Raw genomic sequence first — 11,811 nt, 5'->3', positions numbered from 1 at the left:
ATCGCGTCTCTGGGAAGGTGTATCTATAGCCCCTCGATGTCGAGGATGAACGCGAATTCGCCGGCAAGCCCCGGCGAGTAAGAGATGACGGGTCCGCCCTGCGCAAGCAGCCTGTCGACCGGCGGCATCGCCACCACAGCGCCGGCCTCTTCGGCAATCAGCGCGCCGGCGAGCATGTCCCAGGCATTGAGGTGGCGTTCGTAATAGAGATCGGCGGCACCCTCGGCGACGCGAACGAGGTCGATGGCGGCAGCACCCATGCGGCGATAATCCATGCCGCGTTCGTGGAGCCGCCGCGAGAGCGCGAGGTAATCGTCGAAGCTCGTCTTGCGGGAATGGCCGAGAATGACAAGCGCATTGGCCGGATCGACGGTCGCAGCCGCATGCACCGGAAGACCGTCCTTGAAGGCGCCGCCGCCGCGGACGGCGTGAAAGACTTTGTCTCCGGCGGCGTCGTAGACCACGCCGATCTCCACCTTGCCGCCGACGACGAAGGCGATCGAGACGCCCCAGTGCCGGAAGCCTCTGATGTAGTTGGTCGTGCCGTCGATCGGATCGACAACCCAGGTGCCGCCCTCGCCCGATCGTCCGCCGCTTTCTTCGCCCATGAAAGTATCATCCGGAAAGCGCGAGAGCAGCCCCTCGCGGATCGCCTGCTCGGCCCTCCTGTCGGCGATGGTGACGAAATCCTGCAGTCCCTTGTTCTCGACGGCAAGCGCGCCGAGCTCAGACTCGTGCCGAAACCGGGCCGTTTCCCGCCCGACCTCGAGGGCAACGGTGATGGCGACCTCCGCCCGTGCGCGGATGGCAGCGGCGTCGAATGCGGAGTTCATCAGGCGGTCCTTCTTTTGATCAGTGTCACCGGCGTAAATTCGACACGCGCCGTCAGGTCCGGTTCAGCCATCCGGCTCATCAGCAGGTCGATCGTCTTTTCGGCCTGAACGTCGCAGGGTTGACGGATGGTCGTGAGATCGTAGGCGGTCCAGCTCGCCTGAGGTATGTCGTCATGGCCGATGATGGAGAGCGGCGGCGCATCATCGCGGCCGCGGCCCTGCATGACGCGGTCGATGACGCCGCAGGCCATGTAGTCGTTGGCGCAGAACAGCCCGTCGATGCCGGATGCGGCAAGTTCGGCCGCCGCATCATAGCCGCTCCGGTAGTCGTTGATTCTGACCTGCAGAAACTGGGCCTCGACGCCGAGCTGCTTACAGCGTGCCAGGAAGGCCTCGCTGCGCCGGCGCGCCGTATAGGATATGGCAGGGGCGGCCATCACGGCGGGTTTTCGCACGCCGCCGTCGATCAGATGCGTGGCGGCGAGATGGCCGGCCATGCGGTCGTCGGAGATGATGCGGTCGACGAACGGGATGTCGTTGCCCTTGTTGATCAGCACGATCGGCACGCCTTCGGCTGCGCATTGCTCGCAGATCTCGGTCGGCGGCGCGTCCGAGGTGACGATGACGCCCGACACGGCGTAATGGAGCAGCTGGCCGATAACCGTCGAAGTATCCGCCTCTTGCGAGGTCGGCAGCAGGATGGGGCGGAAATTGCGGGCGATCAGCACTCTCGCCAGATTCTCGATCTGCAAAGTGCGGAACGGATTGTCGAGGCCGGCGGCGACGACTCCGACGAGATCGGAGCGTTTGTTGGTCAGGCTTCGGGCAAGATAGTTGACCCGGTAGCCAAGTTCCTTGGCCGCCTGATAGACCTTCTCACGCGTCTTCGGCGATACGCTGGCATCCGGCGTGAAGGCGCGCGACACGGCAGCGCGCGAGACGCCGGCCACGCGCGCCACGTCGAAGGAGGTTGCCTTACGCGGTCCCTTATCCCTGTCTGCCAACTGCTTTTTCCTTAGCCGCAGGCGGCCGCATCAGATCGGGCAGATCCGTGCAGATGCCGAGAACCGGAAGCTTCATGAGGTCATCGAGAACAGCCGGCCGTTCCTCGTGCCAGAGCACGATCTCGCGGCCAGCATCGAAGGCACGGCGCATCAGCGCGTCGGTCACCAGATCCTGCGGACGTTCGCCTGCCCTCTCCCAGCATAGATGCACGATATCGGCGCCGGCCTCGTCGGCGAGCGCGTGCGGCTCGTGGCCGACCCGGATCAGCACCGAAAGCGGGAAATCGCAGGCCGCGTCGCTAAGTTCGCGCACCTGTGCCGTGTCGAAGGAGCCGAGACAGGCGAAACGCTGGTTCATCTCGGCAAGGTGCTGCCAGCAGCGCATGCCGGTCCCAGGCGCCTTCAGTTCGACATAGAGGCCGGTCCCGGTCTCGCGGCCGAGTGCGGCCACCTCCGAAAAACTCGGCACGTCAACGCCGTCGAGGCCGGCAAGTTCCGCCGCCGTCATCTCGGAAATGCGGCGGTCGATGCCGAAGACGCGCTCGAGATGGTCGTCATGCGAGACGACGACCACGCCGTCCCTGGTCAGTTGCGTGTCGAGCTCCCACATTTCAGCGCCAAGTTCGGCGGCGCGGCGGAAGGCGGCGATGGTATTTTCGCGTTCATGGCCGCTGGCGCCGCGATGGCCGATGCAAAAGGGAAGCCGGCCCTTGGCCGTTGGCCAGCCGTAACGCTCAAAAAATGCCGAGAAATCGCGGGTCATCAGAGCCTCCTGCCATTTTCGTCGAAGACGAATATGCCGCGGCTGTCGATCGCCCAGCGGACGTCGTCGCCCACATGGATATCGCTGCGCACCGGCTGGATCGAGCGCAGCAGCGGTCCGCCGGCAAGAGCCACGTCGTAGAGGTTCTCGCGACCCTGTGTTTCAGCAAAGGTGACCTTGCCCGGCACGGCGATGTCGCCTGCCGGCGTAAAATGCTCCGGCCGGACGCCGAGCATCAGCTTCGTGCCCTCGGCGGCGCCGACAGAATCCGGCAGCGGCACGCGGATCTCGCTTTGCGGGATGATGAAGGCGCCCTTGTCCACGACGCCGCGCAGGAAGGTGATCGGCGGATTGCCGAGAAAGCCGGCGACGAAGGCGGTCTTCGGATCATTGTACATTTCGGCAGGCGTGGCGATCTGAACGATCTCGCCTTCCTTCATGATGGCGATGCGGTCGCACATGCTCATCGCCTCGACCTGGTCGTGGGTGACGAGAATGGCGGTGATGCCGGTCTCGCGCTGCAGGCGGCGGATTTCCGAGCGCATTTCGAGGCGCAGCTTGGCGTCGAGATTGGCGAGCGGCTCGTCGAGCAGCAGCACATCTGGCTTGCGGATCAGCGCGCGGGCCAGCGCCACGCGCTGCTGCTGGCCGCCGGAAAGCTCGGCCGGCCTGCGGCCCATCAGGTTGCCGATCTGAACGAGGGCGGCGATGCGGTCGACTTCCTTGCGGATTTCGGCGGCCGGCATGCCCTTCACCTTCAGCGGAAAGCCGATGTTCTCGGTAACCGTCATGTGCGGATAGAGTGCATAGGACTGGAAGACCACTCCGACATTGCGGGCCTGGCTCGGCAGGTCGGTGACGTCGCGGTCGCCGAAGAGGATGCGCCCGCCGCTCGGCCGGTGGATGCCGCAGACAGAAAACAGCGTCGTCGACTTGCCGCAGCCGGAAGGGCCGAGCAGCGCCAGCATCTCGCCGTTGCCGACTTCGAGCGTCATGTTCTCGATGACCTTGGTGGAGCCGAAGCTCTTCGAAAAATTGTCGAGGAGGATGCGCATCAGCCTTTGCTCCCGCCGCCATAGATGTTCATGAGATATTTGTTGAAGAGCGCGTAAGCGATCAGCACCGGAACGAGATAGAAGACGCCGACCGCCTTGAACATGTTGAAGTCATAGTTGTTATCGTCGGCGAGGAAGCCCGCGAGATAGACCGAAAGCACCTGCACTTGGTTGCCCGGCGCCAGCACCTGCGGCAGGATGAACTCGCCCCATCCGGAGAGGAAAGAAAAGAGGCCAAGCGCCATAATGCCGGGCTTGACCTGCGGCAGCACGAGGCTGCGCCAGACCCGGAAACGCGAGGCGCCGTCGACGACGCCGGCCATTTCGATTTCCCACGGGACGGTGTCGTAGAAGCCCTTCATCAGCCAGATGCCGAGCGGCAGGTCGATCGCCGCCTTCACCAGGATGACGCCGAGCAGCGAATTGTAGAGGCCGATCATTTGCAGCACGATGAAGATTGCGATGATCAGCGTCACAGAGGGGAAGGCATGTAGCACCATGACGCCGGCAAGGAAGAAGCCGCGCGCCGGCACGTTCAGCCGTGACAAAACATAGCCGGCCATCGACGAGACGATAAGCACGAGGCTGGTGGTGCAGGCGGCAAACAGCAGCGTATTCACAGTCACCTGCCAGATGTTCGCCTTGCCCTCTGTCGTCTGCCACAGGAAGCGCCAGTGATTGATTGTCAAGCCCGAAGGCAGCAGCGCGTCCGCCTGCTTCACCGTCACGGTGTCGAGGAAGAGATAGAGATACATGAGTAGCAGCGGCAGGCTGACGATCGTCAACGCCGTTATGACAGGCCAGTTGCGGTAATTTGCCGAGGGCTGCGATCGTTCGGCCATGGTCAATCCTCGATCAAGGGCTTGGCGACTAGCGTGCCGTAACTGAAGACGCGCAGATAGAGCAGCGACAGCATCACGCCGATGACGACGAGCACCAATGCCATGGCGGCGCCCAACCCATATTCCAGATTGCCGGCATAATTCCTCAGTGCAGTGTGATAGGCCGACAGCGCCCAGACCTCAGTCGCATTGCCCGGTCCGCCATTGGTCGCTAGCAGGATTTCATTGAAGGAGGCAAGCAGCGACAGCGTCTGATAGCAGGTGACGAAAAGGATCGGCCAGCGCATCTGCGGTAGGATGATGTAGCGGATCTGCTGCCAGCGGGAGGCGCCGTCGACCTCGCTCGCATAGAACTGGCTTTTCGGAATGGCCTTCATCGCCGAGGAGAACACCAGCATGCCCATCGAGGCGCCGATAAAGCCGTTGATCAGCACGACGAACAACCAGGCGTTATAGGCGTTGTCGAGAAGATAGTTCTTCGGCGGATAGCCGAACTTGCCCATCAGGATAGAGATGAATCCGCTGTCCCAGGCGAGCCACTTCCACAGCATGACGTAGATGACGACGGGCGTGATGCGCGGCAGGAGCCAGATGCCGCGAAAGATCGAGGCCGGCGTCGGCGGCATGTAATGGGTCAGGATGGCGAGCAACAGCGCATAACCGACATTGAAGAGCATCAGCACCAGCGCGACGTAGAGCACGGTATTGAAAAGCACACGCGCCATGTCGGGCGAGGTGGCCATGCGTGAGAAATTGTCGGTCGTCCAGGTCCAGCCGGTATAGGTGACCCTGGCGACGGTTTCCTTCTGTTCCGGCGTCAGCTTGAACCCCAGACTGTCCAGCGCAGAAAAGAGCTGCTCCTTGCTGTCGAAACGGGTGTTGAGAACAGAGCGGTTGAACTGTTCGGAGATCTGTTTGACCTCGCGTGTCGAAGGTCGCTCGGAAAGATCCTTGATCACGCGCTCGACGTCGCGGCGTGTTGGGAAGACCTCACCTGTATGTTTGGCGCGCAATTCCGCGGCAATCCCCGGCGCAAGCCCGAGGCCTTCGACGGCCTTGAGGCCTGCATCGTCGATCGTGTAGCGCGGTTCGGCCATCTCGGCTGCGATGTCTGGCATCGCTGATTTCAGCGCGATCAGGGAATTGGGCGCGATCTGATAGACACCGCCGGAAATGCCGGTCGCCGTCGTCATGTTGGTCATCGAGAAGACCGCCGTCAGAACCACCGGCATCAGGAAGAACAGGACGATCATGATCGCCGCAGGCGCGATCATCACCAGTCCGAGCGTTCTGGACGATTTCATGGAAGCCCCCTCATCGCGGACCGACCGGGCAGCGGGTTGCCGCCGCCCGGAAGAGTGCTTCGATCTAGCGGATGACGATCTTGTCGCCGAGCGTGCTCTTCAGCTCGCTCTCGGCATCGCCAATCGCGGCGTCGACGGTCTTGGCACCGGTCCAGGATGCTTCGAGGTTCTTCCACATGATGTTCCAATATTTGCCGAAATCGGAGTTGTTCGGCATCGCATTGGCATGCGGCAGCAGGCGCTCGGTGGCTTCGCGGGTCCAGCGGTCGGCTGAATAGAAGTCGACCGTGGCTTCCGACTTGGAGATGCCGAGATGGGCTGATTTGACCGCATGCAGCGCGTTGGTGCGCGGCTCGGAGGCGATCTTGACCAGCTGGGCGGCGATCTCGGTGTCTTCCTGGTCGTGACCTGCGGTCAGCAGGTAGACGAGCGGATGGGTCAGCGTGTTGGCCTTGCCGCCTTCGCCGGCGGGGATCAGCGTGAAGATCACGTTGCCGAAGAAGTCCTTCAGGCCTTCCTGGTTGACGAGGCGGGCATAGTGCCAGGTGCCGCCGTCCCAGATGCCGGCCTTGCCGGTGGCGACTTCTTTCCACCACTGGTCGCCCGGCATGCCGATGTGGTTCTTCTTGGTAACACCGGTCTTCACGGCATCGGCGAAGAACTGATAGGTGCGGGTCATCGCGGCCTTGTCGAAAACGAGCTTGCCGCCTTCTTCCATCGTACCGCCGAAGCTGGTGTAGAACTGCCAGTAATCAGGGCCGTTGCTGGTGCGCGGATAGAAACCGTAGCCGGCCTGGACGAGGCCCTTGTCCTGCATCTTCTTGGCGTCTTCGAGCAGGTTCTTCATGGTGTACTTACCGTCCTGGACGCTCTGCGGCAGCGCATCCAGATCGGCATCGCTGTAACCGATCGCCTTCATGTAAGGCTTCCAGAAGAACATCGGACGGGATTCGGCATCCTGCGGGATGCCGTAGACGGTGCCGTTATAGGACGCGATCTGCAGCAGGTTTTCATAGATGTCGCTGAGCGGCCAAGAGTCGAGATCAACATAATCCTCGATCGGAACGATCAGCCCGGCCTGCGACCAGGGTGCGATGTCTTCATGGCCGCTGACGACGATATTCGGAGCGGTCTTGGCTTCGGCGGCAAGGGTCAGCGCCTGCTTGAAGTCCTCCCAGGCCGAATAGGGCTTCTTCTCGACGGTGATCTTCAGCTCTTCGCCCTTGAGGGCGGCTTCGCGCTGCAGCTGCTGGGCTGCGATCTCGATGGCGTCGAGGCGATAGACGTCGTTCGGGCCGGTACCGCCGGCCCAGACGCTGATGTGAACGTCCTTGGCGAGTGCAATTGCGGAGGTCGAAGCCAGGATGGCGGCTGCGACGGCAAGAGATTTCAATGTCGGCAAAATGGTCATCTTCTTCGTCTCCCTAGAAGAGCAGTGTGAGGCCTCTTGACGGGTCAGCACTGCTGATGATGACCGCTCCGAAAACCCCACGAAAACGTGGCGTATCCCGCTCTAGGGGTTGAACGTAACGGCCGAATGACAAAATTGAGCACGTGTGCAAAATTATTATGACGATGTCCGCACGACTTGCAAGCGGCGGTTTTCGACAGGCGTCTTTTGCGCTTCAAATTGCGTATTTCCTAGGCTAGCATCGCGTCATGAGCCTTGAATCTGTCCGCGCCTTCCTCAGCGCCCACGCACCCGATATCGAAATCATCGAAACCCCCGAGAGTTCGTCGACGGTGGCGCTTGCCGCCGAAGCCCATGGCGTCGAGCCGGCCCAGATCGCCAAGACGATTTGCCTGCGTGTCGGCGAGCAGATGATGCTGGTCGTTGCCGGCGGCACGGCGCGGCTCGACAATCGCAAGTTCAAGGACACGTTCGGAGCCAAGGGGCGCATGCTCGATGCCGAAGAGGTTGTGGCCGTCACCAGCCATCCGGTCGGCGGCGTCTGCCCCTTCGGCCTGCCGTCGCCGTTGCCCATCTATTGCGATATCTCGCTGAAACGTTTCGATGAAGTCGTACCGGCCGCCGGCTCGACAAACTCGGCCGTGCGCATCGAAACCGGACGGCTGGCGGAGCTGACCGGCGCCAGCTGGGTCGATGTCTGCCAGTAATGGCGGCGAAGAGCTTCACACGGCGGAAAGAGTCCCTATATTATCTCGATATGCCGTGATTGCGCATGACAGGAGATCAGGAATGCCGAGTGCCGTTTCGCGTTTTGCCAAGGTCGCGGCCATTGCCGCTCTGACGAGCGCTACCGTTTTTGCTTCCCTTGACGATGCCGAGGCGCGCCGCGCCGGCAGCGGCGGTTTTGGCAGCCGCGGCACGCGCACCTTCCAGGCACCGCCTGTCACCAGCACTGCGCCTGGAACCGCCGCGCCGATCGAACGGTCGATGACGCCGCGTTCGCAGACCACGGCACCCGCCACCGCGCAGCAGCCTCTCGGCGCTCAGCGCCCCGGTTTCTTCGGTGGCTTCGGCCGTTCGATGATCGGCGGTCTGATTGCCGGCGGCCTTCTCGGCATGCTGCTCGGTCACGGTTTCGGCGGCGGTTTCGGCTTGCTCGGCATGCTACTGCAGATCGCGCTGATCGGCGGCGCCGTCATGCTCGCCATGCGTTATTTCGCCAACCGCCGCCAGCCTTCCTACGGCGTCGGAGGCCAGAGCCGGTCCTATAACATGTCGCCCACGAATAATTCGTCCTTCCAGATCCCGACGATCGGTTCGGGCGGCGGATTCGGCGGGCAGTCGCGCGGCAATCGGCCAAGCGACGAGATCGGCCTGGCGCAGGCCGATCTCGATCAGTTCGAGGAACTGCTGACCCAAGTGCAGACCGCTTACGGCGCCGAGGATTACGGCACCTTGCGCCGGCTGACGACGCCCGAGGCGATGTCCTATCTTGCCGAGGAGCTTGGCGAAAACGCCACCAACGGTGTGCGCAACAGCGTCTCCGACGTCAAGCTGCTGCAGGGCGATATTGCCGAGGCCTGGCGCGAAGACGGCCAGGAATATGCGACGCTCGCCATGCGCTATTCCTCGATCGACGCGATGGTCGAACGCGACAGCGGCCGCGTCGTTTCCGGCGACGACCGCCGTCCGAGCGAAAGCACCGAGGTTTGGACCTTCGTGCGCAAGTCTGGCGCCGATTGGAAGCTTGCGGCGATCCAGGGTGCCGAGCAGCGCGCCGCCTAAAGCGACGCGTCACGTCGGCATTCTGTTCTAATTCACCGCCACCGGTTTGGAACGCATGCGGGAGACCGTCTCGCGTTCCGCCCGCTTGCAGCGCATCGGCGGCAAGCCGCGATCCATCAGCTCCATATCTTCGAGCACCATGTCGCCCATCTTCTTGAAGGCGCTGTCGAGCGCGCCGGCCCGGTGCGCCGAGCGGATGAAGCCTTTCAGGCTCCGCACCGGATGATCGGAAGGCAGCGGCTCCTGAGGATAGACGTCGCTGGCCGCGACGATGTGGCCTGACGAGACGGCCGCCATCAGTGCATCGAAATCGACGACATCGGCGCGGCTGAGCAGGATGAAGGCCGCGCCCCTGCGCATGCTGGCGAAGGCCTCAGCGCCGAGAAATCCCCTGTTTTCACTGGTGACGGCCGCGACGACGAAGACGAAATCGCTCTTCGTCAGGACATCTTCGAGGCTCGCCGGCTCGACGCCGTTTTCCTCGAGGATCGATTGCGGCAGCCAGGGGTCGAATACCCTGATCCGGGCTCTGAAGCCGGACAGCAGCCTCCGCAGCGCCTTGCCGAGATCGCCGAAGCCGACGATGCCGATCTCGGAGCCGGCGAGCAGCCGCGCACTTGCATTCCCCTCCCCTCCCCAGAGTTCGTTGCCTTGGCGAAAAGCGACATCCGCATCGACGATGCCGCGCGCCAAGGCCAGCGCGAAACCGAGACCGATTTCGGCGACCGGCTCGGCAAAGACCTGGCCTGTGGTCACCACATGGATGCCGCGCTCAAAGAGCACCTCATAGGGCATGTTGTTGAGAAGATTGCTTTCGACATTGAGGATCGAACGCAAGGCCGGCATTCTGGCCAGCGTTTCCGCCGAAAGTGGCGGTTGGCCGATGATGTAACGCGCCTTGCCGAGGACTTCGTCGCCGAGACCGGCGATATTCTCGGGATCTGCCTCGACGATCTCATATTTCGCCTGCAATTCGGCGCGCGCCTTGTCGCTGAAAATCAGATCGAGCGTGCGCGGCTCGGGCGCGCTGATCGCCAGCGGCCGTTCGGTATTCGTCATGGCGTCTCCTCCATCACGGCGGTCTGCGCCGTCTCTGCCGGACGATTGATAGCCTCTGTGGGGGACCGTTTCCAGTTCGATCTTGAGTCGCTGGGGCGCTGGGAGGCGCTATCGAAAGCGGCATCTGCCTATCAGATAAGCAATTGAATTGGCTTGTTATTTCATGGCATTTTCGTTGACGACGCGAATTCTTTGAACTAGCGTGATGCACGCGACTTGGAACCATGCCTGTGTTCGGCGGCCGCAGGATATTCGAAAACTCACGAGGAATGAGCAATGAAATCAGCACTCAAGAGCGGTCTGCTTGCCTTGGCTGCCGCAGCGCTTCCGGCCGTCGCCTATGCCCATCCCGCCATCGGCGAAGCTGCAGGCTTCAGTCATGGCTTTGCCCATCCGATCTCTGGCCTCGATCATGTCCTCGCCATGGTGATGGTCGGTGTTTTCGCATTTCAGCTCGGTGGCCGGGCCACCTGGCTCGTGCCGACGACCTTCGTTCTGGTGATGGCACTCGGCGGTGCGCTCGGCGTTGCCGGCATCAATGTTCCCTTCGTTGAAATTGGCATCGCGCTTTCCGTCGTCGTCCTCGGCGCCGTCGTTGCGCTCAATGTCAAGGCGCCGCTCGCCGCAGCTCTCGGCATGGTCGGCCTCTTCGCCATCTTCCACGGTCATGCACATGGCGCCGAAATGCCGGAAAATGCCGCCGGTGCCGCCTATGCCGCCGGCTTCATGGCCGCGACGGCGCTTCTGCATGTCGCCGGTCTCGTCCTTGGTTACGTCATCGGCCGCGCCGGTGAAGGCCAGGGCGTCTTCGTGACGCGCACGGCAGGTGGCATTGCCGCCATTGCTGGCGTCGGCATCCTGGCCGGCTTGATCTGAACCGGACGGCATTCCTGAACGAAAACTGGGCAGCAGCAGCGGCCTAGACATCTCAATCCGACCAGAACGCCCGGCAGGCAAGCGCATCGCCGGGCGTTTCTGCGTGATTGCGGTAAAGTGCTGTGGACTTGACCCAAGTCAAATCCAGCCACGTCGTACCAGGCTATATCTAGCCAACGATCAACGAACGGACATCCAAATTGACGCAGGCATGCCTTGCCGATTGTCGGCGAGACGTGAAAGTCACTATAGTGATTTCAGAAATTTCTGAAATCACAGATGCAACGGAAACGACCATGAACCTTCCGCCTCTCGTCCAGTCCTTCGTTCTCCACTTCGGCGAAATGGGCTCGCGCTGGGGGATCAACCGCACGGTTGGCCAGATCTATGCCCTGCTCTTCGTCTCGCCCGCGCCGGTCTGCGCCGAGGAGATCGCCGAGTCGCTCGGCATCTCGCGCTCCAATGTGTCGATGAGCCTGCGCGAATTGCAGGCCTGGAACCTTGTTATCCTGAAACACAAGCCGGACGATCGCCGCGATTTCTTCACCACCCCGGACGATGTCTGGCACATATTGAGGACGCTTGCCGAGGAGCGAAAGAAGCGCGAAGTCGATCCGACGCTGTCGGTTCTGCGAGAGATCCTAATGCAGCGGCCGGCCAGCGACGCCGAGCGGCATGCGCAGCAACGCATGAGCGAGATGCACACGCTGATCGAGCAGCTGACGCATTGGTATGAAGACGTAAAACAACTTGAAACAGAAAGGCTCGCAACGTTACTCTCGCTGGGCGCGAAAGTGACCAAGCTTCTGGAGGCCAAAGACCGGGTCGTTTCGCTCGGCCGCAGCCGCCGGCCAAATCCTGCGAACAAGAGTTAGCGCC

At 62.2% G+C, this 11,811-nt stretch carries 12 protein-coding genes; 4 read left to right on the top strand and 8 right to left on the bottom strand.

All coding sequences use genetic code 11. The features are described 5' to 3' along the window. Window positions 1-23: 23 nt before the first annotated feature. The 7 genes from HX899_RS09435 to HX899_RS09405 all read right to left on the bottom strand — a co-directional run bounded on the left by HX899_RS09435 (window position 24) and on the right by HX899_RS09405 (window position 7,212). The gene (locus HX899_RS09435) at window positions 24-833 is read right to left on the bottom strand and encodes an inositol monophosphatase family protein (RefSeq protein ID WP_181292311.1); all 810 of its coding nucleotides are present in this window, start codon (window positions 831-833) and stop codon (window positions 24-26) included. Further along, window positions 833-1,837 carry a LacI family DNA-binding transcriptional regulator gene (locus HX899_RS09430; RefSeq protein ID WP_181292310.1) on the bottom strand — a complete coding sequence of 335 codons (1,005 nt, stop codon included), beginning with the start codon at window positions 1,835-1,837 and terminating at the stop codon, window positions 833-835. The genes HX899_RS09435 and HX899_RS09430 overlap by 1 nt, the downstream gene beginning before the upstream one ends. Further along, a complete protein-coding gene (locus tag HX899_RS09425) occupies window positions 1,821-2,600 on the bottom strand; it encodes a glycerophosphodiester phosphodiesterase (RefSeq protein WP_181292309.1) in 780 nt (259 codons plus the stop codon). The genes HX899_RS09430 and HX899_RS09425 overlap by 17 nt, the downstream gene beginning before the upstream one ends. After that, entirely contained in the window at window positions 2,600-3,655 is a 1,056-nt protein-coding gene (locus tag HX899_RS09420; protein WP_138334010.1) for an ABC transporter ATP-binding protein, read from the bottom strand. Before HX899_RS09420 ends, HX899_RS09425 begins: the two co-directional genes overlap by 1 nt. Continuing rightward, window positions 3,655-4,497, bottom strand: a complete 843-nt coding sequence (locus HX899_RS09415) for a carbohydrate ABC transporter permease (RefSeq protein ID WP_138389962.1) — start codon at window positions 4,495-4,497, stop codon at window positions 3,655-3,657. Before HX899_RS09415 ends, HX899_RS09420 begins: the two co-directional genes overlap by 1 nt. Before the next feature lie 2 nt (window positions 4,498-4,499). Beyond that, window positions 4,500-5,801: a carbohydrate ABC transporter permease gene (locus tag HX899_RS09410; protein ID WP_181292308.1), complete on the bottom strand. Its 1,302-nt coding sequence runs from the start codon at window positions 5,799-5,801 to the stop codon at window positions 4,500-4,502. A 64-nt stretch (window positions 5,802-5,865) separates the two neighbouring features. Then, a complete protein-coding gene (locus tag HX899_RS09405; RefSeq protein WP_138334004.1) occupies window positions 5,866-7,212 on the bottom strand; it encodes an extracellular solute-binding protein in 1,347 nt (448 codons plus the stop codon). A gap of 248 nt (window positions 7,213-7,460) precedes the next feature. Between HX899_RS09405 and HX899_RS09400 the strand changes: the two genes are divergently transcribed. Next, the gene (locus HX899_RS09400) at window positions 7,461-7,919 is read left to right on the top strand and encodes a YbaK/EbsC family protein (protein WP_138334003.1); all 459 of its coding nucleotides are present in this window, start codon (window positions 7,461-7,463) and stop codon (window positions 7,917-7,919) included. Between the two features lie 82 nt (window positions 7,920-8,001). Next, window positions 8,002-8,997: a Tim44 domain-containing protein gene (locus HX899_RS09395; protein WP_138334001.1), complete on the top strand. Its 996-nt coding sequence runs from the start codon at window positions 8,002-8,004 to the stop codon at window positions 8,995-8,997. 27 nt (window positions 8,998-9,024) lie between these two features. Here the strand turns inward: HX899_RS09395 and HX899_RS09390 are convergent, their stop codons facing one another. Beyond that, window positions 9,025-10,056 (bottom strand): hydroxyacid dehydrogenase, encoded by a 1,032-nt coding sequence (locus tag HX899_RS09390; RefSeq protein WP_138333999.1) that lies wholly within the window; start codon window positions 10,054-10,056, stop codon window positions 9,025-9,027. 276 nt (window positions 10,057-10,332) lie between these two features. On the opposite strand from HX899_RS09390, the gene HX899_RS09385 reads away from it, so the two are divergent. After that, entirely contained in the window at window positions 10,333-10,932 is a 600-nt protein-coding gene (locus HX899_RS09385; RefSeq protein ID WP_181292307.1) for a HupE/UreJ family protein, read from the top strand. 296 nt (window positions 10,933-11,228) lie between these two features. Beyond that, window positions 11,229-11,807 carry a GbsR/MarR family transcriptional regulator gene (locus tag HX899_RS09380; protein WP_024320112.1) on the top strand — a complete coding sequence of 193 codons (579 nt, stop codon included), beginning with the start codon at window positions 11,229-11,231 and terminating at the stop codon, window positions 11,805-11,807. Window positions 11,808-11,811 lie beyond the last annotated feature (4 nt).

It is taken from the genome of Rhizobium sp. WYCCWR 11146 (genome assembly GCF_013591995.1).
Classification (GTDB): domain Bacteria; phylum Pseudomonadota; class Alphaproteobacteria; order Rhizobiales; family Rhizobiaceae; genus Rhizobium; species Rhizobium indicum.
This window is presented reverse-complemented; position numbering and strand designations above follow the sequence as displayed.